Origin of the sequence: Streptomyces flavalbus, from assembly GCF_042674625.1 — a bacterium.
In the GTDB taxonomy this organism is placed as follows: Bacteria; Actinomycetota; Actinomycetes; order Streptomycetales; family Streptomycetaceae; genus Streptomyces; species Streptomyces flavalbus.
In genome coordinates this window covers 3,601,494-3,627,213 of sequence record NZ_JBHTEB010000001.1, presented here as the reverse complement: position 1 = coordinate 3,627,213, position 25,720 = coordinate 3,601,494, and the positions used below count along the sequence as shown (strand labels likewise).

The 25,720-nt window shown below is 73.7% G+C and carries 21 protein-coding genes; 11 read left to right on the top strand and 10 right to left on the bottom strand.

Features of this window, described 5'->3' with window-relative positions:
* Window positions 1-26: 26 nt before the first annotated feature.
* The 6 genes from ACFQZ6_RS16130 to ACFQZ6_RS16105 are packed head-to-tail and all read right to left on the bottom strand — an operon-like array spanning window position 27 to window position 5,882.
* Entirely contained in the window at window positions 27-1,280 is a 1,254-nt protein-coding gene (locus ACFQZ6_RS16130; protein ID WP_381609304.1) for a cytochrome P450 family protein, read from the bottom strand.
* Window positions 1,277-2,503, bottom strand: coding sequence for a cytochrome P450 (locus tag ACFQZ6_RS16125; protein ID WP_381609300.1), 1,227 nt, complete (start codon window positions 2,501-2,503; stop codon window positions 1,277-1,279). The genes ACFQZ6_RS16130 and ACFQZ6_RS16125 overlap by 4 nt, the downstream gene beginning before the upstream one ends.
* Window positions 2,500-3,153: a GTP-binding protein gene (locus ACFQZ6_RS16120; protein WP_381609298.1), complete on the bottom strand. Its 654-nt coding sequence runs from the start codon at window positions 3,151-3,153 to the stop codon at window positions 2,500-2,502. Before ACFQZ6_RS16120 ends, ACFQZ6_RS16125 begins: the two co-directional genes overlap by 4 nt.
* Window positions 3,134-3,481 carry a DUF742 domain-containing protein gene (locus ACFQZ6_RS16115; RefSeq protein ID WP_360225685.1) on the bottom strand — a complete coding sequence of 116 codons (348 nt, stop codon included), beginning with the start codon at window positions 3,479-3,481 and terminating at the stop codon, window positions 3,134-3,136. The genes ACFQZ6_RS16120 and ACFQZ6_RS16115 overlap by 20 nt, the downstream gene beginning before the upstream one ends.
* Window positions 3,478-3,885, bottom strand: a complete 408-nt coding sequence (locus ACFQZ6_RS16110; RefSeq protein ID WP_381609294.1) for a roadblock/LC7 domain-containing protein — start codon at window positions 3,883-3,885, stop codon at window positions 3,478-3,480. Before ACFQZ6_RS16110 ends, ACFQZ6_RS16115 begins: the two co-directional genes overlap by 4 nt.
* The gene (locus ACFQZ6_RS16105) at window positions 3,882-5,882 is read right to left on the bottom strand and encodes an ATP-binding protein (RefSeq protein WP_381609290.1); all 2,001 of its coding nucleotides are present in this window, start codon (window positions 5,880-5,882) and stop codon (window positions 3,882-3,884) included. The genes ACFQZ6_RS16110 and ACFQZ6_RS16105 overlap by 4 nt, the downstream gene beginning before the upstream one ends.
* Window positions 5,883-6,180: 298 nt before the next feature.
* Between ACFQZ6_RS16105 and ACFQZ6_RS16100 the strand changes: the two genes are divergently transcribed.
* On the top strand, window positions 6,181-9,165 hold the full coding sequence (locus ACFQZ6_RS16100) for an FAD-binding and (Fe-S)-binding domain-containing protein (protein WP_381609287.1): 2,985 nt from the start codon (window positions 6,181-6,183) through the stop codon (window positions 9,163-9,165).
* 16 nt (window positions 9,166-9,181) lie between these two features.
* On the opposite strand, the gene ACFQZ6_RS16095 is transcribed toward ACFQZ6_RS16100, so the two are convergent.
* Window positions 9,182-9,634, bottom strand: a complete 453-nt coding sequence (locus ACFQZ6_RS16095) for an NUDIX hydrolase (RefSeq protein ID WP_381609284.1) — start codon at window positions 9,632-9,634, stop codon at window positions 9,182-9,184.
* Between the two features lie 203 nt (window positions 9,635-9,837).
* Between ACFQZ6_RS16095 and ACFQZ6_RS16090 the strand changes: the two genes are divergently transcribed.
* On the top strand, window positions 9,838-10,779 hold the full coding sequence (locus ACFQZ6_RS16090; protein WP_381609281.1) for an EamA family transporter: 942 nt from the start codon (window positions 9,838-9,840) through the stop codon (window positions 10,777-10,779).
* Window positions 10,780-10,823: 44 nt separating this feature from the next.
* Here the strand turns inward: ACFQZ6_RS16090 and ACFQZ6_RS16085 are convergent, their stop codons facing one another.
* A complete protein-coding gene (locus ACFQZ6_RS16085) occupies window positions 10,824-12,035 on the bottom strand; it encodes an MFS transporter (protein ID WP_381609278.1) in 1,212 nt (403 codons plus the stop codon).
* Between the two features lie 233 nt (window positions 12,036-12,268).
* Here ACFQZ6_RS16085 and ACFQZ6_RS16080 point away from each other — a divergent pair, with 233 nt between their 5' ends.
* From ACFQZ6_RS16080 to ACFQZ6_RS16045, 8 genes are all read left to right on the top strand, one after another.
* Window positions 12,269-13,066 carry a TIGR03084 family metal-binding protein gene (locus tag ACFQZ6_RS16080; protein ID WP_381609275.1) on the top strand — a complete coding sequence of 266 codons (798 nt, stop codon included), beginning with the start codon at window positions 12,269-12,271 and terminating at the stop codon, window positions 13,064-13,066.
* Window positions 13,063-14,745 carry an acyclic terpene utilization AtuA family protein gene (locus ACFQZ6_RS16075; RefSeq protein WP_381609272.1) on the top strand — a complete coding sequence of 561 codons (1,683 nt, stop codon included), beginning with the start codon at window positions 13,063-13,065 and terminating at the stop codon, window positions 14,743-14,745. Before ACFQZ6_RS16080 ends, ACFQZ6_RS16075 begins: the two co-directional genes overlap by 4 nt.
* Window positions 14,742-16,340, top strand: a complete 1,599-nt coding sequence (locus ACFQZ6_RS16070) for an acyl-CoA carboxylase subunit beta (RefSeq protein ID WP_381609269.1) — start codon at window positions 14,742-14,744, stop codon at window positions 16,338-16,340. Before ACFQZ6_RS16075 ends, ACFQZ6_RS16070 begins: the two co-directional genes overlap by 4 nt.
* Window positions 16,341-16,354: 14 nt before the next feature.
* Window positions 16,355-18,205 (top strand): ATP-binding protein, encoded by a 1,851-nt coding sequence (locus tag ACFQZ6_RS16065; RefSeq protein WP_381609266.1) that lies wholly within the window; start codon window positions 16,355-16,357, stop codon window positions 18,203-18,205.
* A gap of 55 nt (window positions 18,206-18,260) precedes the next feature.
* The gene (locus tag ACFQZ6_RS16060; RefSeq protein WP_381609263.1) at window positions 18,261-19,394 is read left to right on the top strand and encodes an acyl-CoA dehydrogenase family protein; all 1,134 of its coding nucleotides are present in this window, start codon (window positions 18,261-18,263) and stop codon (window positions 19,392-19,394) included.
* A gap of 44 nt (window positions 19,395-19,438) precedes the next feature.
* On the top strand, window positions 19,439-21,007 hold the full coding sequence (locus ACFQZ6_RS16055; protein WP_381609260.1) for a 4-coumarate--CoA ligase family protein: 1,569 nt from the start codon (window positions 19,439-19,441) through the stop codon (window positions 21,005-21,007).
* Window positions 21,004-21,741, top strand: coding sequence for an enoyl-CoA hydratase family protein (locus ACFQZ6_RS16050; protein WP_381609256.1), 738 nt, complete (start codon window positions 21,004-21,006; stop codon window positions 21,739-21,741). The genes ACFQZ6_RS16055 and ACFQZ6_RS16050 overlap by 4 nt, the downstream gene beginning before the upstream one ends.
* A gap of 98 nt (window positions 21,742-21,839) precedes the next feature.
* Window positions 21,840-22,415 (top strand): TetR/AcrR family transcriptional regulator, encoded by a 576-nt coding sequence (locus ACFQZ6_RS16045; RefSeq protein ID WP_381618356.1) that lies wholly within the window; start codon window positions 21,840-21,842, stop codon window positions 22,413-22,415.
* A 4-nt stretch (window positions 22,416-22,419) separates the two neighbouring features.
* Here the strand turns inward: ACFQZ6_RS16045 and pdxH are convergent, their stop codons facing one another.
* Entirely contained in the window at window positions 22,420-23,046 is a 627-nt protein-coding gene (gene pdxH, locus ACFQZ6_RS16040) for a pyridoxamine 5'-phosphate oxidase (RefSeq protein ID WP_381618353.1), read from the bottom strand.
* 315 nt (window positions 23,047-23,361) lie between these two features.
* Between pdxH and ACFQZ6_RS16035 the strand changes: the two genes are divergently transcribed.
* Window positions 23,362-24,462, top strand: coding sequence for a citrate synthase 2 (locus tag ACFQZ6_RS16035; RefSeq protein WP_381609254.1), 1,101 nt, complete (start codon window positions 23,362-23,364; stop codon window positions 24,460-24,462).
* Window positions 24,463-24,766: 304 nt separating this feature from the next.
* On the opposite strand, the gene ACFQZ6_RS16030 is transcribed toward ACFQZ6_RS16035, so the two are convergent.
* The gene (locus ACFQZ6_RS16030) at window positions 24,767-25,639 is read right to left on the bottom strand and encodes an alpha/beta fold hydrolase (RefSeq protein ID WP_381618350.1); all 873 of its coding nucleotides are present in this window, start codon (window positions 25,637-25,639) and stop codon (window positions 24,767-24,769) included.
* Window positions 25,640-25,720 lie beyond the last annotated feature (81 nt).

Sequence of the window (25,720 nt, the reverse complement as noted above, 5' to 3'; positions counted from 1 at the left end):
CGCTCAGGGTGTTCAGGCGCCGGGCCTCAGCCGAGCTTCACCGGCAGTTCGAACAGGTCGTTCTGCGTCACCACCGGCTTGTTGCGCAGCTCCGACGCCGGGACCGCCAGGTCCAGGCCCGGGAAGCGGGCGTACAGGGCCGGGAGCGCGACGCCCGCCTCCAGGCGGGAGAGGGCCGCGCCGGGGCAGACGTGGGGGCCGTGGCCGAAGGAGATGTGCCGGTTGGCCGTCTCCCGGGTGATGTCGAACTCCCCGGCGCTCGGGCCGTGCGCCCGCTCGTCGCGGCCGATCGCGGCGTACGACACGATCAGCGCGTCGCCCTTCGGCAGCACCTTGTCGCCGACCGGGACGTCCTCGGTGGCGAAGCGGATCAGGACGTGCGAGGTGGGCGTGGACCAGCGCAGGGTCTCCTCGACCACCGCCGACCAGTCCGCCTTGCCGGTCAGCACCAGTTCGCGCTGGTCGGGGTGGGTGGAGAGGTTGACGACCGCGTTGACGATGAGGGAGATCGTCGTCTCGTGGCCCGCGGCGACCATCAGCTGGAGGGTGGAGACGATCTCCTGGTCGGTGAGGCGGTCGCCGTTCTCCGAGGCCGCGATCAGGGCGGAGGTCAGGTCGTCGCCGGGGTTCTCGCGCTTCTCCGCGACCGTGTCCGCCATGATCCCGGCCAGCTCGGTGAGGGTCGCGATGACCTCCTCCGGCGGGGTCTGGGTGGAGAAGAACTTCTCGAACAGCTCCTTCAGGCGCGGCAGCCGGTCCTCCGCAAGACCCATCAGGTCGGCGATGACGTACATCGGCAGCGGGTACGCGAACTCCGCCTTCAGGTCGACCGGGCCGCCGTCCTCGGCGGCTGCCGCCACCCGGTCGAGCAGGCCGTCCGTCAGCTCCGTGATCCGCTCCCGCATCCGCTCCACCCGGCGCGGGGTGAGCGCCTGGGCGACCAGGGTGCGCAGACGGCGGTGGTCGGCGCCGTCCACGGTCAGCATGGAGCGGCCCGGGTTGGCCAGCCCGATCAGCGGCCAGTCGGGGGCGATCTCGCCGCGCTGCCAGGCCGTCCACACGTTGATGTCCTTGACCACGCGCGGGTCGGTGAGCAGCTTCTTCGCCTCGGCGTGGTGGGTGACGGCCCACACCGGGACGTCACCGGGCAGCATCACGGCGGCCAGCGGCCCGGCCGCCCGCAGCGCCGCGCTCTCGCCGTCCAGGTCGGAGACGAAGGGGTCGAGGTGGATACGGGTCTGTCCGGTGCCGGTCGTCGGCGTGTCCGTACCAGCCGTCATCTCTGCGTGCCTCCAAGGGCGGGGGTGGGTGTGAAGGTCACCGGGAGTTCGGTCAGACCGCGCAGCCACGGTGAGGGGCGGCGGGTCAGCTTGTCGGCGGGCACCGCGAGGTCGATGTCCGGGAGTCGGTCGAGCAGCACCTCGATGCCGGTCCTGGCGATCACCTCGGCGATCTCCTGCGCCGGGAAGGGGCAGCGGTGCTCCCCGTGCCCGAAGGAGAAGTGCGCGTTGTTGCCGCCGGTCAGCGCGGAGCCGTCGGTGCGCACCTGCGGGTCGGAGTTGGCGCCCTGGAGGCCGAGCAGCACCAGGTCGCCCGCGCGCAGCCGCCGTCCGCCGAGCTGGGTGTCGCGGGACACCCAGCGCCCGGCGATGTTCTGGCTGGGGGTGTCCTCCCAGAGGACCTCGTTCATGGCCTCCGCGACGCTGTTGCGGCCCCCGAACAGGGAGGCGGCGAACCGGCCGTCGGTGAGCATCAGGTGCAGGGAGTTGCCGATCCAGTCGGCGGTCGGCTGGTGGCCCGCCGCCGTCATCACCATCAGGTCCTGGCAGATCTCCTCGGCGGTGAACCCGGACGGGTCCGCGATCATCCGCGACACCACGTCCTCGGCCGGTTCCCGCTGCCGGGCGGCGACCAGTTCCGTCATCGACGTGAACAGGTGCGTCTGCCCGGCGATCGCCCTCTCCCGGCCGTCGATCATGTCGTTGAGGGCGGTGACCAGGCCGGGCCCCGCCTCGTCGGGGAAGCCGAACAGCCGGGCCAGCACCCGCACCGGCAGCAGCATCGCGTACTCGCCGATGATGTCCGCGCTGCCCTGCGGGCAGATGCCGTCGATCAGCTCGTCCGCGAACTTCTCGGCGTAACCGCGCAGTTCGTACGGGTCGATGGCGTCCAGCGCGTTGCCGAGCATCGCGGCGCGCTCGCGGTGGCGTTCGCCGACGGTGTAGAGGATCGACGGCTGCTTGTGGCCGATCATCGGCAGCAGCGGCCAGTCGTCGGGGATGTTCTCCCACTGGTTCCACAGCTCGGAGTCGCGGCTGAACAGCACCGGGTCGCCGGTGACCTGGTGCAGCTCGCGGTAGCCGAGCACCAGCCAGGCCGGTACGTCGCCGTCGAGCAGCACCGGCACCACGCTGCCGTGCTCGCGCCGCATCTCCCGGTACACGCGGGCCGGTTCGCCCTGGAGCGCCGGGCCGCTCAGATGGACGGGGGTGGGGGCGGTCACACCAGCTCCTGACGGGGGGCTCGGGAGGGGTCGGCGTACCGGGCCTGGATGTGTTCCACCAGCGTGATCAGCACCAGCTTGCTGGAGGCCCGGGAGCGCGCGTCACAGCGCACCAGCGGTACGTCGGGGTCGAGGTCGAGGGCCTCGCGGACCTGCTCGGGCGGGAAGCCGGGGCCGCCGAAGTCGTTGCAGGCGACGATGAACGGCGTGCCGTGCTTCTCCAGCCGGTCGATGGCGTACCAGGAGTCGTCGATGCGCCGGGTGTCGACGAGGACGACCGCGCCGAGGGTGCCGGAGAACAGCCGGTCCCAGAGGAACCAGAAGCGTTCCTGACCGGGCGCGCCGAACAGGTACAGCACGTTGCGGGCGTCGAGCGTGATGCGGCCGAAGTCGAAGGCGACGGTGGTGGCGGTCTTGCCGCGCACCTCGCTGATGTCGTCGACCGACTCACCGGCCTGCGTCATCGTCTCCTCCGTGTTGAGGGGACGGATCTCGCTGACCGAGCGGACCATCGTCGTCTTGCCGACGCCGAAGCCGCCCACGACCACGATCTTGAGGCCGTTGTCGGCCGAGGCGCCCAGCGGCGCGCGCGTCGCGGACGCCGGGCGCGTCTCAGCGGGCGTGCGCGGGTCAGAGGTTGCGGAGTCCAACGAGCACCTGCTCCAGGATGTCGGGGTCGGGTACGGCTGCCGTACGCGGGTGCCGGGCGCTGACCCGGCCCCCCGCTTGGAGGTCGGCCAGCAGGATGCGGGTGATGCTCACCGGCAGTTTCAGCTCGGCCGCGATCTCCACGACCGCCGTGGGGCGTTCGGTCATGCGCAGGATCGCCGCGTGCTCGGACTGCATACCGGGCACCGGATCGCACTCGGCGACCACCAGCGTCACCAGGTCGAAGGGGTTGCCGGGCCCGGACCGGGTCCGCCCGCCGGTGAGCGTGTAGAGCCGGTCCGGTGCGTCGTCCCTGCCGGGGCGGCTCATGAGCTGCGGGGCAGGGCGGTCAGGTGCTCGCCCAACTGCTCGACGAGTTCACTCATGTTGTGGCCTACGAGCCCGGGGTCGGCGTCCTCCGCGGTGACGACGGCGAGGTGGGCGCCGTCGCCCGCCTCCACGATGAACAGCACGCCGCCGTAGAACTCGGTCATCGCGGACCGCACGCCCCCGCTGCCGTCGCCGAACTCCACCGAAGCGCCGTGCGACAGCGACTGGATACCGGCGGCGATGGCGGCGAGCTGGTCGGCCTGGTCCGCGGACAGCTCCGGGGTGCGGCACAGCTTCAGTCCGTCGCGGGAGAGCACGAGTGCGTGCCGCGCGCCGGGCGTGCGCTCCAGCAGGCCCTCTATCAGCCAGGTGAGCTTTTCGTCGGCGGTCGTCGTGCCGGTCATGTGGTGGTGTCGCCTTCCGATACGGGGGTGGTCGGTACGGGGGCAGCGGGACCGGTGGGGGAGTCGCCGCTCTGGGCCTCCACCTTGCGAACGGCCTCGCGGAAGCTGCTGAAGCGGGCGGTACGGGCCCGGGTCTCCTCGGCGGTGGGGGCGGGACGCGGGGTGGCGTCCCGGTCGCCCGACCCGCGGGACCGGGCCCGCTCGGCCTCGGCGAGCGTCCGGCCGCGGCGGCGCTTGGGGAGGGCGCGGGGGGCCGCCTCCGACGCCGGGTCGGGACCGTCGTGCGCGGTCTCGTGGGTGGGGGCGGGCTCGCGGTCGATGTCCCGGCGGAGGGTGAGGGTGGGGTCGGGGTCCAGGGCTATGCCCAGGTCCGGGGTGGGGGTGGGGGTTGTACGGGGGATGGTGGGGGTGGTGGCGCGTTCGCGGCGGGGGAGCTGGTGGGGGTCGGGGGCGGGGGTCGGGGCAGCCGGGGGTGCCGCCTTGGGTGCCTCCGTGGGTGTCTCCGTGGTCAGCTTCGGCTCGGGTGCCTTCGGTTCGGTCGCCTTCGGCTCCGGGACCGTGCTCCTGGGCGTCTCAGGCGTCTTGACGACCGCCTTGGACGGCGTCCCGTTGACCGCCTTCGGCGCCGTCCCGCCCGCCGACTCCTCCGGCGCGAGGATGTCCTGCGGTACGAGCATCAGCACGCCGGTGCCGCCGCGGGCGGAGGGGCGGTAGGAGACCTTGAGGCCGTACCGCTGGGCCAGCTTGCCGACGACGGTGAGGCCGAGGCGGGTGCCGGTGAGGCCGCCGAGGTCGGCCGACTCGCCGGAGACGGCGCGTTCGGCGCGGCGGAGCTGGGCCTCGCCCATGACGAGCCCGCTGTCCTCGACGGAGATGATGACCCCGGCGGGGACCTCCTCGACGTACACGTGGACCTCGGCGGTCGGCGGCGAGAAGTTCGCGGCGTTGTCGAGGAGTTCGGCGAGGGCGTGCATGACGCCTTCGGCGGCGTGCCCGGCGACGGCGGTCTCGCTGGTGGAGTGCACCCGCACCCGCTGGTAGCCGCCGATCCGGCCCATGGCGCCGCGCAGGATGGACTCCATGCCGATGGGCCGGGCCCAGCGGCGGCCGGAGCGGGCGCCGGTGAGGACGGCGACGGAGTCGGCGAGGCGTCCGGCCTGGGCGGTGCGGTGGTCGAGGTGGAGCAGGTCGGCGAGGACCTCCTCGTCGGCGTGCCGCTCCTCCATGGCGCGCAGGTCGGCCAACATGCTCGTGGCCAGCGCCTGCATCCGTCCGGCGGCGTTGGCGGTGGCGGAGAGGGTGGCGGCCCGCGCGGTGGTGGCCTCGCGCAGCCGGGCGCTGAGGCGGGCGTTGTCGGCGACGAGCCGTTCGCGTTCCTCGGTGAGCTGCGCGGTGCGGGCCGCGCTCTCCTCGGTGAGGCGGGCGGTGCGGGTGGCGTACTCGTCGGTGAGGCGGGCGGTCTGCGCCGCGTGGTCCTCCGTGAGCTGGGCGGTCTGGGCGGCGTGCTCCTCGGTGAGCCGCGCGAGCTGGGCCGCGTGCTCCTCGGTGAGCCGGGCGGTCTCCGCGGTGTGCGCGCTGGTGAGGCGGTCGCGTTCGGCGGCGACGGCGTCGGCGAGCCGGGTGCGCTCCTGATCGAGTTCGGCGGTGAGCCGGGCGCGCTCGCGGGTCAGTTCGCCGGTGAGCCGGTCGTGCTGGCGCTGCGACTCCTCGGCCAGCCGGGCGCGTTCCTGGAGGAGGCGGCCGATGTCCTGGGTGACGGATTCCAGCCGCCGGTGGACGGCCCGCGCGGACTGCCTGGCGTACACGGCGACGGTGACGGCGGCGCACAGCGCCACGGCGGCCAGCGCCCCGACGACCGCCACGTACCCGTGCGCGGAGTCCGGCGCGAGGACGGCGGCGACGACGACGGCGAGCGCGGCGAGCGCCGCGGTGAGCAGCGGGACCGGGAGCAGGCCGCGCAGGGCGGGGCGGTCGCCGGGGAGCGTGGGGGAGGTCATCAGGTGGTGTCCTCGGTCGGGTCCGCGGGCTGTCACCGTTCGTCCTGGGTGGCCCTCGGGCGGTTCCTTGAAATGTCCGGTCTCATTCGGGCGGGAGCCGACACTCACGCGCAACTGGCGGACACTATAGGTGACTTGCTGATCAGCCTGGGGTGGTTCTCCGGAGGTTTTCGGGGCGCCCGGTCGGACTTCCGGGAAACCGGTTTCCCGCGGATCACCTGGAACCGGGGCGAATCGGAGCACGTGCGAGCCGCGGGGCCGCCCGTGCGGCGCGCCGTCCGCGGGGCATCCTGAGGGGATGACGGGCATGAGGGGCATGACGGGGCTGAGGGGCATGACGGGGCTGAGGGATCTCGAAGCCGACCTGCGGGCCGCCGTCCGGGGCGAGGTGGGGTTCGGCGTCACGGACCGGGCGCTGACCACCATGGACGCCTCCAACTACCGGCGCGTCCCGCTCGGGGTCGTGGCCCCGCGCGACGCCGACGACGTGGCCGCCGTACTGGAGGTGTGCCGGGCGCACGGGACGCCGGTCGTGCCGCGCGGCGGGGGGACGTCCATCGCGGGGCAGGCGACCGGGACGGGTGTGGTGCTGGACTTCACCCGGCACATGAACGGGCTGCTCGCCCTGGACCCGGAGGCGCGTACGGCGGTCGTCCAGCCCGGACTCGTCCTCGACCGCCTCCAGGAGGCCGCCGCCCCGCACGGGCTGCGCTTCGGCCCCGACCCGTCCACCCACGGCCGGTGCACCCTCGGCGGCATGATCGGCAACAACTCCTGCGGTTCCCACTCGGTGGCCTGGGGGACGACGGCGGACAGCGTGCGTGAGCTGTCGGTGCTCACCGCGCGGGGTCGGCGGCTGCGCCTCGGACGGCACTGGCGGGGTGCCCCTAAGGGCCTGCGGGAGCTGGTGGAGGGCGAGCTGGCGCGGCTGCGCACCGGCTTCCCGGACCTGCCCCGCCGTATCTCCGGCTACGCGCTGGACGCCCTGCTGCCCGAGCGCGGCGCGGACGTCGCCCGCTCCTTCTGCGGCTCCGAGGGCACCCTCGGCGTGCTCACGGAGGCCGTGGTGGCGCTGGTCGAGCCCCCACGCGCGCGTGCGCTCGCCGTCCTCGGCTACGGCGACGAAAGCGCGGCGGCGCAGGCGGCGGCGGGCCTGCTGCCGTACGGGCCGCTGACGGTGGAGGGCATGGCCCGTGACCTGGTGCCGGACGCGGCCGGGCTGCCGCGCGGCGGGGCGTGGCTGTTCGTGGAGACGGGCGGGGAGTCGGAGGCGGAGGCACGCGCGCGTGCGGAGGCGGTCGTGCGCGCCGCCGACGTGCTGGACGCGACGGTCGTCACCGACCCGGTGGGCCAGCGCGCCCTGTGGCGCGTGAGGGAGGACGCCAGCGGTACGGCGACGCGGCTGCCGGACGGTTCGGAGGCGTGGCCCGGCTGGGAGGATTGCGCGGTGCCGCCCGCCCGGCTCGGCGCCTACCTGCGTGACTTCCGCGCCCTGCTCGCCGCCCACGGCCTGCGCGGCACGCCGTACGGGCACTTCGGGGACGGCTGCGTGCACGTCCGCATCGACTTCGACCTGCTGACGGAGCCGGGGGTGGCCCGCTTCCGCCGGTTCTCCGAGGAACTGGCCGCGCTGGTCGTCTCCCACGGCGGCTCCCTCTCCGGTGAGCACGGCGACGGGCAGGCGCGGGCGGAACTCCTCCCCCGGATGTACGGCGCGGAGACGGTCGCCCTGTTCGAGCGCGCGAAGGCCGTCTGGGACCCCGACGACCTCCTCAACCCCGGGATGCTGGTCCGCCCGCACCGCCTCGACGAGAACCTGCGCTTCGCCCCGCTGCCCCGCGAGCCCGTCGACGTGACCTTCGGCTACCCGGCCGACGGTGGCGACTTCTCCGCCGCGGTCCGCCGCTGCGTGGGGGTCGCCAAGTGCCGTACGACGACGGCGACCGGGCCCGCCGTGATGTGCCCGTCCTTCCGTGTCACCGGCGAGGAGGCGCACTCCACGCGCGGGCGTGCCCGGCTGCTGCACGAGATGCTCGCGGGCGAGGTGGTGACCGACGGCTGGCGGTCCACGGAGGTACGGGACGCCCTCGACCTGTGCCTGTCCTGCAAGGGCTGCCGGTCGGACTGCCCGGTCGGCGTCGACATGGCCACGTACAAGGCGGAGTTCCTGCACCACCACTACGCCGGACACCGCCGCCCCGCCGCCCACTACGCGCTGGGCCGCCTGCCGGTGTGGCTCCGCTGGACCGCCCGCACGCACACCGCGCCACTGCTCAACGCGCTGGCACGGCTGGGACCGCTGGCGGCGCTGGGGAAGCGGCTGGCCGGGATCGCGCCGGAGCGGGGGATTCCGCGGGTGGCGGGGGAGACGTTCAGCGGGTGGTGGCGCCGGGGGCGTGGCGGGGGCGTGGGGCCCGCCGGGGAGGCAGGCGGTGTCGTGGGGTCTGCCGGGAAGGTGAGCGGCGAGGTGAGCGGCGGCGTGGGGTCTGCCGGGGTGGCGGCGGGCGGCGGGGCGTTGGTCGTGCTCTGGCCCGACACCTTCACCGAGCACCTCTCACCGCACGCCGGACGGGCCGCCGTACGCGTGCTGGAGGCGGCGGGGCTGCGGGTGGCGTTGCCGCCCACGGTGCGGCTGTCGGCGGTGGCGGACGGGGCGTCGAGGCTGCTCAACCCGCTGGCCGCCCTCCGCCGTACCCGCGTGTGCTGTGGCCTCACGTACGTCTCCACCGGCCAGCTCGACGAGGCCCGCGCGGTGCTGCGCCGCACGCTGGAGCTGATGGCGCCGGTGCTGGCGGCGGACGTACCGGTCGTGGTCCTGGAGCCGAGCTGCGCGGCGGCCCTCCGCGCCGACCTGCCGGAGCTGCTGGGCGACGACCCGCGCGCGGCGGCGCTGGCGGCGCGGGTGGTGACGTTCGCGGAGGCGCTGGAGCGGTACGCGCCCGACTGGCGGCCACCGCGCCTCGACCGTCCCGTCGTCGGGCAGACCCACTGCCACCAGCACGCGGTCCTCGGCGACGCGGCCGACCGCCGACTGCGCGCCGCGGCCGGGCTGACCGGGGAGCTGAGCGGCGGCTGCTGCGGCCTGGCGGGCAACTTCGGCTTCGAGCGGGGGCACTTCGAGGTGTCGCGGGCCTGCGCGGAGGAGCGGTTGCTGCCCGCGGTGCGCGAGGCACCGGGGGAGGCGGTGGTCCTGGCGGACGGCTACTCGTGCCGGACGCAGCTGGAGCAGTTGGCCGGGGTGCGGGGGAGGCACCTGGCGGAGGTGCTGGCGGACCACCTCTGAGCCCTCTGAGCGGGGTTCAGACGGTGGTCTCCCCGCGCACCAGCGGACGGCACACGGGCTGGATGTCGGCGGGCAGCTCGTCCGGGTGGCACCAGCGGGCCTCCAGGATCTCGCCGGGGTCGAGGCGCAGCTCGCCGCCGAGCAGCTCGGCCTCGTACGCCACCTCAAGGCGGGTGCGCAGGCCGCTGTTCAGCATGATCAGGCGGCCCGCCGCGATGTCGAGGTCGGTCTCCTCCTTGACCTCGCGGACCAGGCTCTGCCGGAAGTCCTCGTTCTTGTGCGCGAACCCGCTGGGCAGCCCCCACTGCCGCCCCGGCGGCCACATCCGGTGCCGGAGCAGCAGCACCCGTCCCTCGCCGTCGCGCACGACCCCGGTCACGCCGACCACGAACTTGGCGTTCAGGCACCAGACGAGACGGTGCTGTACGGGGCGCAGGGCGCGCCAGAGCACGGGCAGGAGCCGTCGCACAGGACCTCCGGGTCGGGGGAGTGAGGGGACGGACGACGGTACCGGGTGGCGGGGGGCCGTCCACGCACCGGTAACCCGTTGACAGCCGCACACCGTACGCCGGACAGTTGCGTGGGGCGCTTACGCGCCTGACCGAGTCCACTCCGGTGGCCTGGTGAGTACAGTGAAGTGAACGACCTGCCCGCACTCGACTCGGAGTCGCCGTGACCACGCCCAGCGCCCTGCCCGGCCCCTCGACCTCCGCCGTCCCGGCCCCCGCCGGTCCCGCGTCGGACGGCGCCCCCGGCCGACGCGGCTCCCTGGGCCCGGTTGGCCTGGTGCTGGCGGGTGGCGTGTCCGTCCAGTTCGGCGGCGCGCTCGCGGTGAGCCTGATGCCGCGCGCCGGGGCGCTCGGCGTGGTGGCGCTGCGGCTGCTGGTCGCGGCGATCGTGCTGCTGGTGGTGTGCCGACCGCGGCTGCGCGGGCACTCCCGCACCGACTGGAACACGGTCGTCCTCTTCGGCCTCGCCATGGGCGCGATGAACGGCCTCTTCTACCAGGCGGTCGCCCGCATCCCGCTGGGCCCGGCGGTCACGCTGGAGGTCCTCGGCCCGCTCGCCCTGTCCGTCCTCGCCTCCCGCCGCGCGATCAACATCCTGTGGGCCGCGCTCGCCCTCGCGGGGGTGTTCCTGCTCGGGGGCGGCGTGGGCGACCTCGACCCGGTCGGCGCGGCGTTCGCGCTGGGCGCGGGCGCGATGTGGGCGGCGTACATCATCTTCAGCGCCCGCACCGGTCGCCGCTTCCCCCAGGCCGACGGCCTCGCCCTCGCCATGGCGATAGCGGCGGTGTGCTTCCTGCCGCTGGGCATCGCCGAGTCCGGTACGAAGCTCATCGACCCGGTGACCTTCGGCCTGGGCGCGGCGGTCGCCGTCCTCTCCTCCGTCCTGCCCTACACCCTCGAACTCCTGGCCCTCCGCCACCTCCCCGCCTCCACCTTCGCCATCCTGATGAGCCTGGAACCCGCCCTCGCCGCCACAGCGGGCTTCCTCATCCTCAACCAGACCCTCTCCGCCACGGAGGCCGCCGCCATCGCCCTGGTCATCGCGGCGAGCATGGGGGCGGTTCGGACGCAGGTGGGGCGGGGGCGGGTGAAGGAGAAGGAGTGAGAGACCGGCGGCCGACGGTTCACTCGGCCCCGCCGTTCAGCGCCTCACCTGGACCTGAGCGCCCAGCGCCCCCACACCAACCCCACCCCCGCCACCACATACGGCAGCGAGAGCACCGCGAACGCCGCCCCGTGTGACGCGCCCGTCGTCAGCGTCGCGTACGACGCGAAGACGGCGATCGTCACCGCCTCCGTCGCCACGCCCGCCAGGGAGGTCACCGTCGCGCGGGCCGGGCCCGTGATCGTGTGCTGGAGGCGGGCGTCGGCCAGGATGGTGGCCAACTGGAAGCCGCCGAAGGCGAGGCCGACCAGGGCGACGCCCGCGGGCGTGCCCGACCCGGCGCCCAGCGCCATCGCCACGCCGGACCCGGCCAGCAGGAACCCGAGCCGCACGGCGCCCAGTCGTGCCGCGCGGCCCGCGAGGAGGCCGCCGACCGTCGCGCCGACGTAGATCACCAGCAGCAGCCACGGCACGGCCAGATCCGGCACCCCCGTCTCCCGCACCAGCAGCGGCGTGTACTCGTCCAGCGCGCCCCAGACGCCGGTGACGACGGGCACCAGCAGCAGGGCGGCCAGGACGGCGCGGCTGCCGCGCACCTCCTTGACGCCGTCCCGCAGGGACGCCGACCAGCTCTCCGGCACCGAGTCGGGCGCCGGGTCCCCGCGGTGCTCCGGCAGCCGCCACGCCGCCACCGCCGTCAGCAGGCACCCGGCGACGCTCGCCGCGCCCACGGCGCCGTACCCGCCGGACGCGAAGACGGGCCCCGCCACCGCCATCGCCGTCACGACGCCGAGCAGGCCCAGGGAGTGCACGCGCCCCATCACGTGGGCGTAGCGGTCGGACGCGCCGACGCGGTCCAGCTCCTCGTAGACCAGCGCCTCCAGGGCGCCCGAACCGAGCGCGCCCTTGATGCCCCAGAGGACGAAACCGGCGGCGAAGGCCAGGTAGGAGGGGGTGAGGACCCACAGGGCGTAGCCCACGGCCGTGATCAGCGGGCCCAGCCAGAGCAGCAGCCGCCGCGACACGGCGTCGGCCCAGGCGCCGGACGGCACCTCCACGACGACGGACGTCAGCGACCACAGGGCGAACAGGGAGGAGATCTGCCAGCCGGACATGCCGCTGTCCGCGAACAGCAGCGCGTACACGGGGTAGAGCAGGACGAGTTCGTCCAGGTACGCGTAGCAGTACAGGGGGCGCGTCAGCCGCCGTACGGCGCGGGCGTCGCCCACCCGCGCGGGTGAAGGTGAAATGGTCATGGGCCTTCCCACAGGGTCGTCGCTTCGGATGCCGGGGAGACGGCTCCGGAGGCGGCCCTCGGGAGGCGGGCTCTACAGATCAATGTCGCCAGGTCATGCCCTGAGGGTAGGCGGGAGCACCGGTCACCCGCACCCTGTTTCCGACGGTAACCAATTCATGCAAGCACGCTTGATTGTTTCCTTCCCCGCTGCCATGCTCCCCCTCACGCCGCCGTGCCCGAGGGGAGCCAGCCGTGTCCGATCCCACGCCCGTGATCGACGACCTGCGCCGGGAGAGTGAGCAACTCGACTCGCTCGTCGCGGAGTTGGGTGAGAAGGAGTGGCGGCTCGACACGCCCGCGCCGGGCTGGACGGTGGCGCACCAGATCGCCCACCTCGCCTGGACCGACCGCGCCGCGCTCCTCGCGGTGACCGACGCTGACGGCTTCCAGGCCATGGTCGAGCAGGCCCTCGCCGCACCGGACACCTTCGTCGACCAGGGCGCCGAGGACGGTGCCCGGACCCGGCCCGCCGACCTCCTCAGGTCGTGGCGGGAGAGCCGTACCGCCCTCGACCACGCCCTGCGCGCCGCCCCGCCGGGCGCCCGTTTCCCCTGGTACGGCCCTCCGATGTCCGCCGCCTCCATGGCCACCGCCCGGCTGATGGAGACCTGGGCGCACGGCCTCGACGTCGCCGACGCCCTCGGCGCGCCCGCCCCCGCCCCCACCGACCGGCTGCGCCACATCGCCCGGCTCGGCGTCCGCACCCGGGACTTCGCGCACACCGTGCACGGGCTCACCCCGCCCGCCGAGCCGTTCCGCGTCGAACTCACCGGGCCGGAGGGGGACGTATGGGCGTACGGCCCCGAAGAGGCCGCCCAGCGCGTCACCGGGCCCGCGCTCGACTTCTGCCTGCTCGTCACCCAGCGCGCCCACCGCGCCGACCTCGCCCTGCGCGCCGAAGGGCCCGACGCCGACCGGTGGCTCGGCATCGCGCAGGCGTTCGCGGGCCCGCCCGGCGCCGGACGCGCGCCCAAGGGGGCCGGGCAGTGACCCTCCGCATCGGCAACGCCTCCGGCTTCTACGGCGACCGCTTCGACGCCGTGCGCGAGATGCTCACCGGGGGCGAGGTCGACGTCCTCACCGGCGACTATCTCGCCGAGCTGACCATGCTCATCCTCGGACGCGACCGGCTGAAGGACCCCTCCGCCGGGTACGCGCGTACCTTCCTGCGGCAGTTGGAGGAGTGCCTCGGGCTCGCCCACGAGCGCGGGGTGCGGATCGTCGCCAACGCGGGCGGGCTGAACCCGGCCGGGCTCGCCGACGCCGTACGGGAGCTGGCCGACCGGCTCGGCCTGCCGGTGCGGGTCGCGCACGTCGAGGGCGACGACCTCACCGGGGCGTACCCGGGGAGCCTCACCGCGCACGCCTACCTCGGCGGGTTCGGGATCGCCGCCTGCCTGGACGCGGGCGCCGACGTCGTCGTCACCGGGCGGGTGACGGACGCCGCGCTGGTCAGCGGACCGGCCGCCGCGCACTTCGGCTGGGCGCCGACGGAGTACGACCGGCTAGCGGGGGCCGTCGTCGCCGGGCACGTGCTGGAGTGCGGGACGCAGGCCACCGGCGGCAACTACGCCTTCTTCCAGGAAGTCGGCGGACGCGACCTCACGCGGCCCGGCTTCCCGCTCGCCGAGGTGCACGAGGACGGGTCGTGTGTCATCACCAAGCATCCGGGGACGGGTGGTCTCGTCGACGTGGGCACGGTCACCGCGCAGCTCCTGTACGAGACCGGGGGCGCCCGGTACGCGGGGCCCGACGTCACCGCACGCCTCGACACCGTCCGCGTCCGCCAGGACGGCCCCGACCGGGTGCGGATCGAGGGGGTTCGTGGGGAGGCCCCGCCGCCCACCCTCAAGGTCGGCCGCACCCGGCTCGGCGGCTTCCGCAACGAGGTCGTCTTCGTCCTCACCGGCCTCGGCATCGAGGACAAGGCCGCCCTGGTGCGGGAGCAGATGACACGGGCGCTGGCCACACGCCCGCCCGCCGAGGTCCGCTGGGAACTCGCCCGCACCGACCACCCCGACGCCGCCACCGAGGAGACCGCGAGCGCCCTGCTCCGGCTCGTCGTCCGCGACCCCGACCAGGAGGCCGTGGGACGCGCCCTCAGCGGCGCCGCGATCGAGCTGGCCCTCGCCAGCTACCCCGGCTTCCACGTCACCGCCCCGCCCGGCAAGGGCAGCCCGTACGGCGTCTTCGAGGCGTCGTACGTCGAGCGGGGCGCCGTGGAGCAGGTGGCGGTGCTGCCGGACGGGCGGCGGGTGCCGGTGCCGTCGGCGCCCGGCACGCGCGCCCTGGAGCCCGTGCCCGAACCAGCCCCACCGGCACCCCCACCCCAGGGACCCACCCGCCGCGCCCCCCTCGGCCACGTCGTCGGCGCCCGCAGCGGCGACAAGGGCGGGGACGCCAACGTCGGCGTGTGGGCGCGGTCGGAGGAGGCGTGGCGGTGGCTCGCCCACACCCTCACCGTCGACCGGTTCCGCGCACTCCTCCCGGAGACGGCGGACCTGACCGTCGTACGGCACACGCTGCCCAACCTCCGCGCCCTCAACTTCGTCGTCGAGGGCGTCCTCGGGGCGGGTGTCGCCGCCCAGCACCGTTTCGACCCGCAGGCCAAGGCGCTCGGCGAATGGCTGCGCTCCCGCCACCTGGACATCCCGGAGACCCTGCTGTGACGGTTCTTCCCACCTCCCTGGACACCACGGGCGCCGACTACGCCGCCCACCGCGAGGCCATGCTCGCCAAGCTCGCCGAACTCGACGCCGAGCACGCGAAGGCGCTGGCGGGCGGCGGCGAGAAGTACGTCACCCGGCACCGCGAGCGGGGCAAGCTGCTCGCGCGGGAACGCATCGAGCTGCTGCTCGACCCCGACACGCCCTTCCTTGAGCTGTCGCCGCTCGCCGGGTGGGGGAGCGAGTACACGGTCGGCGCCTCCCTGGTCACCGGGATCGGGGTGGTGGAAGGCGTGGAGTGCCTGATCACCGCGAACGACCCCACCGTGCGCGGCGGCGCGTCCAACCCGTGGAGCCTGAAGAAGGCGCTGCGCGCCAACGACATCGCGCTCGCCAACCGGCTGCCCTGCATCAGCCTGGTGGAGTCCGGCGGCGCCGACCTGCCCTCCCAGAAGGAGATCTTCATCCCCGGCGGGGCGATCTTCCGGGACATCACCCGGCTGTCGGCGGCCGGTATCCCGACCGTCGCCGTCGTCTTCGGCAACTCGACGGCGGGCGGCGCGTACATCCCCGGGATGAGCGACCACGTGATCATGGTCAAGGAGCGCGCGAAGGTGTTCCTGGGCGGGCCGCCGCTGGTGAAGATGGCCACCGGGGAGGAGAGCGACGACGAGTCGCTGGGCGGCGCGGAGATGCACGCGCGCGTGTCCGGTCTCGCGGACTACTTCGCCGTCGACGAACCCGACGCCCTCCGCCAGGCCCGCCGCGTCGTCGCCCGCCTCAACCACCGCAAGGCGTACCCGGACCCGGGACCGGCCGTCCCCCCGAAGTATGACGAGGACGAACTCCTCGGGATCGTCCCCGGTGACCTCAGGACTCCCTTCGACCCGCGCGAGGTCATCGCCCGGATCGTGGACGCCTCCGACTTCGACGAGTTCAAGCCGCTGTACGGGACGAGCCTGGTCACCGGCTGGGCGGAGCTGCACGGCTACCCCGTCGGCGTGCTCGCCAACGCCCAAGGGGTCCTCTTCAGCGCGGAGTCGCAGAAGGCCGCCCAGTTCATCCAGCTCGCCAACCAGCGCGACATCCCGCTGGTGTTCCTGCACAACACCACCGGCTACATGGTCGGCAAGGAGTACGAGCAGGGCGGCATCATCAAGCACGGCTCGATGATGATCAACGCGGTGAGCAACAGCCGCGTCCCGCACCTCTCCGTCCTCATGGGGGCGTCGTACGGCGCCGGGCACTACGGCATGTGCGGGCGCGCCTACGACCCGCGCTTCCTGTTCGCCTGGCCGAGCGCCAAGTCGGCCGTCATGGGCCCGCAGCAGCTCGCGGGCGTGCTGTCCATCGTCGCCCGGCAGTCGGCGGCGGCGAAGGGCCAGCCCTACGACGACGAGGCCGACGCCGCCCTGCGCGCCATGGTCGAGCAGCAGATCGAGTCCGAGTCGCTGCCGATGTTCCTGTCCGGGCGGCTGTACGACGACGGCGTCATCGACCCGCGCGACACCCGCACCGTCCTCGGCCTGTGCCTGTCCGCCGTGCACACCGCGCCCTACGAGGGCGTACGGGGCGGCTTCGGCGTCTTCCGGATGTGAGAGGGAACCCCGACGTGATCACTTCTCTGCTCGTCGCCAACCGGGGCGAGATCGCCTGCCGGGTCTTCCGCACCTGCCGTCAGTTGGGAATCCGGACGGTCGCCGTGCACTCCGACCCGGACGAGAACGCCCTCCACGCGCGCGTGGCCGACGCGACGGTACGGCTGCCGGGCGCCACGCCCGCCGACACCTACCTGCGCGGCGACCTCCTGGTGAAGGCCGCCCTCGCCGCCGGGGCCGACGCCGTGCACCCCGGCTACGGCTTCCTCTCCGAGAACGCCGACTTCGCGCGCGCGGTCCGGGACGCGGGACTGACCTGGATCGGCCCGCCCCCGGAGGCCATCGAGGCCATGGCTTCCAAGACCCGCGCCAAGGAACTCCTCGGCCTGACCCCGCTGGCCGAGGTCACCGAGTCCGACCTGCCCGTGCTGGTCAAGGCGGCGGCGGGCGGCGGCGGACGCGGAATGCGCGTCGTACGCCGCCTCACCGACCTCGACGCCGAGCTGACGGCCGCCCGCGCGGAGGCGCTGGCCGCGTTCGGGGACGACGAGGTGTTCGTCGAGCCGTACATCGAGGACGGCCGCCACGTCGAGGTGCAGATCCTCGCGGACGCCCACGGCACCGTGTGGGCGCTCGGCACCCGCGACTGCTCCCTCCAGCGCCGCCACCAGAAGGTCATCGAGGAGGCCCCCGCCCCCGGCCTCACCGACGCCCTCACGGCCGAGCTGTACGACACCGCCGTACGCGCCGCGCGCGCCGTCGACTACACCGGCGCCGGGACGGTCGAGTTCCTCGTCGCCGACGGCCGGGCGCACTTCCTGGAGATGAACACCCGCCTCCAGGTCGAACACCCCGTCACGGAGGCCGTCTTCGGCATCGACCTGGTGGCCGCCCAGATCCGCGTCGCGGAGGGCGAGCGACTCGAAGCCGACCCCCCACGCGCGCGTGGCCACGCCGTCGAGGCCCGCCTCTACGCCGAGGACCCCGCCCACGACTGGGCCCCGCAGACCGGCACCCTGCACCGCCTCGCCGTCCCGGACAGCGTCCGCCTGGACACCGGCTACACCGACGGCGACACCATCGGCGTCCACTACGACCCCCTGCTCGCCAAGGCCGTCGCCCACGCCCCCACCCGCGCGGAAGCCGTCCGCGCACTCGCCGACGCCCTCGACCGGGCCACGATCCACGGCCCCGTCACCAACCGCGACCTGCTCGTCCGCTCCCTGCGCCACAAGGAGTTCACGTCCGCCCACCTGGACACGGGCTTCTACGACCGCCACCTGGACGAGCTGACCTCCCCCGCCCCGGACCCGTACGCCCCCCTGGCCGCCGCCCTCGCCGACGCCCACGCCCGCTCCCGGTTCGGCGGCTGGCGCAACGTTCCTTCCCAGCCCCAGACCAAGCGCTACCGCATGGCGGGCGAGGACCACGAGGCCCGCTACAGCCCCACCCGCGCGGGCGGCTTCGAGACAGAGGCAGACGGGGTACGGGTGGTGCACGCGGACGGGGATCTGGTCGTCCTGGAGGTGGACGGCGTACGGCGCCGCTACGAGATCACACGCTACGGCGACCAGATCTACGCCAACTCCACCCACCTCACCGCCCTCCCCCGCTTCCCGGACCCGACGGCCCAACACGCCCCCGGCTCCCTCCTGGCCCCCATGCCGGGCACGGTGGTCCGCGTGGCGGAAGGGCTGGCGGCAGGCGCCCGGGTGGAGGCCGGACAGCCCCTGCTCTGGCTGGAGGCGATGAAGATGCAACACGAGATCAAGGCCCCAACCACTGGCACGCTCAGCGCCCTGAACGCCGTACCCGGTCAACAGGTCACGGTCGGCTCTCTCCTGGCGGTAGTCGAACTGACCTAGGGGCGCGGGGAACTGCGCGACCAGCCACCCACAAGCCCGCACCCGGAGGACAACAATGACCACCCTCATCGAATCCGAAGAGAACAAGGCACTCCGAGAAGCAGTCTCCGCCCTGGGTAAACGCCACGGCCGCACCCACAACCGAGAAGCCCTCTGGACCGAGGCGGGCAAACTCGGCTACCTCGGCGTCAACCTCCCGGAGGAGTACGGCGGCGGAGGCGGCGGCATCACCGAACTCTCCATCGTCCTCGAAGAGCTGGGCGCCGCGGGCTGCCCCCTGCTGATGCTCGTCGTCTCCCCGGCGATCTGCGGCACGGTGATCGCCCGCTTCGGCACGGACGCCCAGAAGCGGGAGTGGCTCCCCGCCCTCGCGGACGGCACCCGCACGATGGCGTTCGGCATCACCGAACCCGACGCGGGCTCCAACTCCCACCGCATCACCACCACCGCCCGCCGCGACGGCGCCGACTGGCTGCTCACCGGCCGCAAGGTCTTCGTCTCCGGCGTCGACATCGCGGACGCCACCCTCATCGTCGGCCGCACGGAGGACGCCCGCACCGGCAACCTCAAGCCCTGCCTGTTCATCGTCCCGAGGGACGCGCCCGGCTTCCAGCGCAGCAGGATCGACATGGAACTGCACGCCGAGGAGAAGCAGTTCGAGCTGGTCCTGGACGACGTACGACTGCCGCGGGAGGCGCTCGTCGGCGACGAGGACGCGGGGCTGCTCCAGCTCTTCGCCGGTCTCAACCCCGAGCGGATCATGACGGCGGCGTTCGCGATCGGCATGGGCCGGTACGCGCTCGCGCGGGCGGTCGAGTACGCCCGGGAGCGCACCGTGTGGAAGGCGCCCATCGGCGCCCACCAGGCCATCGCGCACCCCCTCGCCCAGGCGCACATCGACCTCGAACTGGCGCGGCTGATGATGCAGAAGGCGGCGCACCTGTACGACGCGGGCGACGACGTCGGCGCGGGGGAGGCCGCCAACATGGCGAAGTACGCGGCCGGGGAGGCGTGTGTGAAGGCGGTCGACCAGGCCGTGCACACCCTCGGCGGGAACGGCCTCACGCGCGAGTTCGGGCTCGCGTCGCTGATAACGGCCGCGCGCGTGTCTCGTATCGCGCCGGTGAGCCGGGAGATGATTCTCAACTACGTCTCCCACCAGACCCTGGGTCTGCCGAAGTCCTACTGAGGGCCCACTCCCGTATCCGCACAGCGTCGTGCGAGGAGGAACCGATGTTCCGCAGCGAGTACGCAGACGTCCCACCCGTAGAACTCCCCATCCACGAGGCCGTCCTCGGCCGCGCCGCCGAGTTCGGGTCGCTGCCCGCGCTCGTCGACGGCACCGACGGCACGACCCTCACCTACGAGCAGTTGGACCGCTTCCACCGGCGGGTCGCCGCCGCGCTGGCCGACGCGGGCGTGCGCAAGGGAGACGTACTGGCCCTGCACAGCCCGAACACGATCGCCTTCCCCACCGCCTTCTACGCGGCCACCCGCGCGGGCGCCTCGGTCACCACCGTGCACCCGCTCGCCACCGCCGAGGAGTTCGCCAAGCAGCTCCGCGACTCCGCCGCCCGCTGGATCGTCACCGTCTCCCCGCTCCTGGAGACCGCGCGGCGGGCCGCCGAACTCGCGGGCGGCGTGGAGGAGGTCTTCGTCTGCGACAGCGCGCCCGGCCACCGCTCCCTGATCGACATGCTGGGCTCCACCGCGCCCGAACCGCACGTCGACATCGACCCGGCCGAGGACGTCGCCGCGCTGCCGTACTCCTCGGGTACGACGGGCACCCCCAAGGGCGTGATGCTCACCCACCGGCAGATCGCCACCAACCTGGCGCAACTGGAGCCGGTGATGGGCACCAGCCCCGGCGAACGCGTCCTCGCCGTGCTGCCGTTCTTCCACATCTACGGGCTCACCGCCCTGATGAACGCGCCCCTGCGCAACGGCGCCACCGTCGTCGTCCTGCCCCGCTTCGACCTGGAGCAGTTCCTCGCCGCGATCCAGAACCACCGCATCACCGCCCTGTACGTCGCCCCGCCGATCGTGCTCGCCCTCGCCAAGCACCCGGCCGTCGCGCGGTACGACCTGTCGTCCCTGAAGTACGTCATCAGCGCCGCCGCCCCGCTGGACGCGAAGCTCGCCGCGGCCTGCTCGCGGCGGCTCGGGCTGCCGCCCGTGGGCCAGGCGTACGGCATGACGGAACTGTCGCCCGGTACGCACGTCGTCCCGCTGGACGCCATGGCCGACGCGCCGCACGGCACCGTCGGCAAGCTGATCGCGGGCACCGAGATGCGGATCGTCTCCCTCGACGACCCCGGTAAGGACCTCGGACCCGGCGACAGCGGGGAGATCCTCATCCGGGGTCCGCAGGTGATGAAGGGCTACCTGGGGCGGCCCGACGCCACCGCCGCGATGATCGACGAGGACGGCTGGCTGCACACCGGGGACGTCGGGTACGTCGACGAGGGCGGCTGGCTGTTCGTCGTCGACCGGGTGAAGGAGCTGATCAAGTACAAGGGGTTCCAGGTGGCGCCCGCCGAACTGGAGGCCCTGCTGCTCACCCACCCCGGCATCGCGGACGCCGCCGTCATCGGCATCTACAACGACGAGGGCAACGAGGTCCCGCGCGCGTTCGTCGTCCGCCAGCCGTCCGCGCCTGACCTCAGCGAGAACGAGGTGATGATGTACGTCGCCGAGCGCGTCGCCCCGTACAAACGCGTCCGGGAGGTCGTCTTCATCGACGACGTGCCGCGTGCCGTCTCCGGGAAGATCCTCCGCCGTCAGCTCCGGGAGGCCAGGTGACGTCCCTGATCGGCCGGGCACGCGCGCGGGGCGTGGAGACCGTCAGCCTGGACTCGCCGGACACCCGCAACGCCCTGTCCGCCGCCCTCGTCGACGCGCTCGCGGGCGCCCTCGCGGAGTGCGGCAAGGACGACGACGTGCGCGCGGTCGTCCTCACGCACACCGGGAACACCTTCTGCGCCGGTGCCGACCTGCGGGACCCGCCGCACCCGGACGCCCTGGTGGGGCTGCTCCGGCAGCTCGTGGAGCTGCCGAAGCCGGTGGTCGCGCGGGTCACCGGGCACGTCCGCGCGGGCGGCCTCGGGCTGCTGGCGGCCTGCGACATCGCCGTCGCCTCGACCGCGGCCAGCTTCGCGTTCACGGAGGTGCGGATCGGGGTGGCGCCCGCCGTGATCTCGCTGACGCTGCTGCCGCGCACCGACCCGCGCGCCCTCGCCCGCTACTACCTCACCGGCGAGCGCTTCGACGCCCCCGAGGCGGCCCGGATCGGGCTGCTGTCGGCGGCGGGGGAGGACGTGGACGCCGTACTCGAACCCGTCCTCGACGGGCTGCGCAAGTCCGCTCCGCAGGCCCTCGCCGAGACGAAACGGCTGCTCACGGCTAGGGTGCTGGAGAACTTCGACCGGGACGCGGCCGAGCTGACCGCGCTCTCGGCCCGGCTGTTCTCCTCCGCGCAGGCGCGCGAGGGGATGACGGCCTTCCTAGAACGACGGGATCCGGAATGGTGGGTGTGAGCACGGCCGAACGTGCCGAGAGGTCCGAAGGCGGCGCCGAGCGGGCTGAGGGGGCTGAGAGGTCCGAGCGGGCCGAGAGGTCCGAGCGGGCCGAGCGCGTGCCCAAGCAGGACCGCAGCCGGGCGACCCGGCAGCGGCTGCTCGCGGCCGCCGTGGCCTGCCTGGCCGAGCACGGCTGGGCGGGCTCCACGGTCGCCGTCGTCGCCGAACGCGCGGGCGTCTCGCGCGGTGCCGCGCAGCACCACTTCCCGACCCGTGAGGACCTGTTCACGGCCGCCGTCGAGTACGTCGCCGAGGAACGCTCCACCGCCCTGCGCGCCCTGTTCCCCGAGGGCGCGCAGGACGACCGGCGGGCCGTCGTCGCCGCCCTCGTCGACCTCTACACCGGGCCCCTGTTCCGGGCGGCCCTGCACCTGTGGGTCGCCGCCTCCAACGAGGAGCAGCTACGGCCCCGGGTGACCGAGCTGGAGGCCCGCGTCGGCCGGGAGACGCACCGGATCGCCGTGGAGCTGCTGGGCGCCGACGAGTCCCGGCCCGGCGTCAGGGAGACCGTGCAGGGCCTGCTGGACATGGCGCGCGGCCTGGGGCTCGCCAACCTGCTCACCGACGACGGGCAGCGGCGGGAGCGGGTCGTGGGGCAGTGGGCGGCGCTGCTGGCACAGACGCTGGACTGAGCCCTCAGGGGGCCAGCCGCTCCACCCGCCAGCTCCCGTCCGGCTGGGCGACGTACCGGAGCCGGTCGTGGAGCCGGTTCTCGCGGCCCTGCCAGAACTCCACCGTCCGCGGCGCCACCCGGAAGCCGCCCCAGTGCGGCGGCACCGGCACCTGCTCGCCCTCGGGGTAGCGGGCGGCGAGGTCGGCGTACGCGGCGTCGAGGTCGGCGCGGGCGACCACCGAGGACTGGGCGCTGGCCCAGGCGCCGAGCTGGGAGCCGTGCGGGCGGGTGCGGAAGTACGCGGCGGTCTCGTCCCGCCCGGTGCGGCGCGCCACGCCCGTGATGATCACCTGGCGGGCCATCGGGTGCCACGGGAACAGCAGCGACACGTACGGGTTCGCGGCGAGGTCGCGGGCCTTACGGGAGTCGTAGTTGGTGTAGAAGACGAAGCCCTGTTCGTCGAAGTGCTTCAGCAGCACCGTGCGGGAGCTGGGCCGCCCCTCGGCGTCGGCGGTGGCGACGATCATGGCGTTGGGTTCGAACAGGCGGCCCTCGGTCGCGGCCTGCCGGAACCAGCGCGCGAACTGCGCCACGGGCGTGGCGGCCAGGTCGTCCTCGGCGAGGCCCTCGGCCCGGTACTGCTGCCGCATCGCGGCGGGGTGGGGGACGTCGTCGGCGGCAGGGGCGGCGGCTGCGTCGGTCACGCGGTCATCTTGCCGTATCCGCGACGGCTTTTCGGCACGGTGTCCTTCGTCACGCGTTTGGCACTGAGTGCCGCGAACTCTCCCCAGGAATGGCACTCAGGGAATATCGTGCAGCCGCACGGGGCATCACAGGGGTGGCATCCGGGACCGCGAGCCGCGCCCGCACAGGGCCGTGGATCCCAGGACGCCGCGCACCTTGTCACCACGCCACCCCTGGCTGCCGACACCCCATCCGTCGCACCCATCACGAGGAGCCGCCTGATGTCCGACTTCGTACCCGGTCTTGAGGGAGTCGTCGCTTTCGAGACGGAGATCGCCGAACCGGACAAGGAGGGCGGCGCCCTCAGGTACCGGGGCGTCGACATCGAGGATCTCGTCGGCCACGTCTCGTTCGGCAACGTCTGGGGACTGCTCGTCGACGGGGCGTTCAACCCCGGGCTGCCGCCCGCCGAGCCGTTCCCGATCCCCGTCCACTCCGGTGACATCCGCGTCGACGTGCAGTCCGCGCTCGCCATGCTCGCGCCGGTGTGGGGCCTGAAACCGCTGCTCGACATCGACGCCGAGCAGGCCCGCGACGACCTCGCCCGCGCCGCCGTGATGGCCCTGTCGTACGTCGCCCAGTCGGCGCGCGGGCAGGGGCTGCCGATGGTGCCGCAGAGCGAGATCGACAAGGCGCACTCCGTCGTCGAGCGGTTCATGATCCGCTGGCGGGGCGAGCCCGACCCCAAGCACGTCGCCGCCGTCGACGCCTACTGGACGTCCGCCGCCGAGCACGGCATGAACGCCTCCACCTTCACCGCCCGCGTCATCGCCTCCACCGGCGCCGACGTGGCCGCCGCCCTGTCGGGTGCGGTGGGCGCCATGTCCGGGCCGCTGCACGGCGGCGCCCCCTCCCGGGTGCTCGGCATGATCGAGGAGATCGAGCGCACCGGGGACGCGGAGGCGTACGTCAGGCGGGCCCTCGACAAGGGGGAGCGGCTGATGGGCTTCGGGCACCGCGTCTACCGCGCCGAGGACCCGCGCGCGCGGGTGCTGCGCCGGACCGCCCGTGAGCTGGGCGCGCCGCGGTTCGAGGTCGCGGAGGCGTTGGAGAAGGCGGCCCTGGCCGAGCTGCACAGCCGCCGTCCTGACCGGGTGCTGGCCACCAACGTGGAGTTCTGGGCGGCGATCGTGCTGGACTTCGCGGAGGTCCCGGCGCACATGTTCACGTCGATGTTCACCTGCGCCCGTACGGCGGGCTGGGCGGCGCACATCCTGGAGCAGAAGCGCACCGGCCGCCTGGTGCGCCCCTCGGCCCGCTATGTCGGACCGGGCCCGCGCGACCCGCGGGAGATCGACGGCTACGAGGACATCGGCCACTGAAGCGCTTTTCGCGCGCGATACGCAGACGACCCGCGAGTCTGGTTCCTCCGGAGAGGAGCCGGCCGGACGTACCGGCGACTCGCGGGTCGGGTGACTGCTGGGATTGGGCCGGCTGTACGCGTCTGTCACGTACGGGTCCGGCACCGCACTGGATGTGGTGACGGGCCGCTAGCCCGCAGCCACCTCACGCGTCCGGTATTCATACATCTGCCGAACCACCTCCCTTCTCGTGTACCGCCACCCTAAGAACCACTCCCGCCGGGATCAACCACTTTTTTTCCGACCGGTTCCCGGCACGGTCCGGTCAGCCGGTGCGGACGCCGTCCAGGAAGGGCTCGATGGCGGCGCGCCAGGCCTGCGGCTGGTCGTAGTGGACGAGGTGCCCGGCGTCGGTGACCTCGGCGTACTCGCCGTGCGGCAGGACGCGGACCATCTCCTGGGCCTCGGCGCGGCCCAGCTCGCCGTCGAGGCCGCGGACGACCAGGGTGGGGCACCGGACCTGCGCCAGCTCCTCCCAGTGGGCGTCGTGGATCCACGTCTCGCGGGACTCCAGCATCTGGGCGGGGTCGAAGACGGGGCGCCAGCCGTCCTCGCACTCGTGCATGACCTCGGCGTAGAACGCGCCGCGGGCCGGGTTGGGGCGCTCCACCCAGGGGTCGTCCTCGCCGAACCACTTGCGGACGTCGGCGAGGGTGGCGAAGGGGACGGGCCAGGCCCGGAACCACTCCTCCCACTCGCGCTGGGAGGCGCCGCCGAGCGCGGAGGCCCGCATGTCGCAGATGACCAGGCCGCGGACCAGGTCGGGGCGTTTGGCGGCGAGCTGCCAGGCGGTCAGGGCGCCCATGGCGTGGCCGACGAGGACGGCCGGGGCGAGGCCGAGCTGTTCGAGGGCGGCCTCCGCGTCCTCGACGTACGCCTCGCGCGTGTAGGAGCCCGGCGGGGGCTTCTCGCTCTGGCCGTGCCCGCGCTGGTCGAGGGCCACGGCGCGGTGGCGGGCGGAGAGCCAGCGGGCGGTGGACGCCCAGTGCGAGGCACGGCCCATCAGCCCGTGGAGTAACAGCACTCCGGGGGAGCGGCGGTCGGCGTCGCTGTGCGGATCGGGCTTCGGCGGGTCGCCGAACTCCCAGGCCGCGAGGCGTACGCCGGTCGCCCCGGTCACGTCGATGCGCCGGACCATTGGTTCTGGCACCCCCAAGCTCCGCTCGGACCGCTGTCGTGTGCGCTGCCCCGCAGGTTATCGAACGGCTATTCGAGATTG

What these genes read in the sequence shown, in the direction of transcription:
- ACFQZ6_RS16130 (WP_381609304.1), bottom strand. Translation starts at nt 1,280, where the DNA reads ATGACGGCTGGTACGGACACGCCGACGACCGGCACCGGACAGACCCGT.
- ACFQZ6_RS16115 (WP_360225685.1), bottom strand. Translation starts at nt 3,481, where the DNA reads ATGAGCCGCCCCGGCAGGGACGACGCACCGGACCGGCTCTACACGCTC.
- ACFQZ6_RS16110 (WP_381609294.1), bottom strand. Translation starts at nt 3,885, where the DNA reads ATGACCGGCACGACGACCGCCGACGAAAAGCTCACCTGGCTGATAGAG.
- ACFQZ6_RS16105 (WP_381609290.1), bottom strand. Translation starts at nt 5,882, where the DNA reads ATGACCTCCCCCACGCTCCCCGGCGACCGCCCCGCCCTGCGCGGCCTG.
- ACFQZ6_RS16100 (WP_381609287.1), top strand. Translation starts at nt 6,181, where the DNA reads ATGACGGGCATGAGGGGCATGACGGGGCTGAGGGGCATGACGGGGCTG.
- ACFQZ6_RS16085 (WP_381609278.1), bottom strand. Translation starts at nt 12,035, where the DNA reads ATGACCATTTCACCTTCACCCGCGCGGGTGGGCGACGCCCGCGCCGTA.
- ACFQZ6_RS16060 (WP_381609263.1), top strand. Translation starts at nt 18,261, where the DNA reads ATGACCACCCTCATCGAATCCGAAGAGAACAAGGCACTCCGAGAAGCA.
- ACFQZ6_RS16055 (WP_381609260.1), top strand. Translation starts at nt 19,439, where the DNA reads ATGTTCCGCAGCGAGTACGCAGACGTCCCACCCGTAGAACTCCCCATC.
- pdxH (WP_381618353.1), bottom strand. Translation starts at nt 23,046, where the DNA reads ATGCGGCAGCAGTACCGGGCCGAGGGCCTCGCCGAGGACGACCTGGCC.
- ACFQZ6_RS16035 (WP_381609254.1), top strand. Translation starts at nt 23,362, where the DNA reads ATGTCCGACTTCGTACCCGGTCTTGAGGGAGTCGTCGCTTTCGAGACG.
- ACFQZ6_RS16030 (WP_381618350.1), bottom strand. Translation starts at nt 25,639, where the DNA reads ATGGTCCGGCGCATCGACGTGACCGGGGCGACCGGCGTACGCCTCGCG.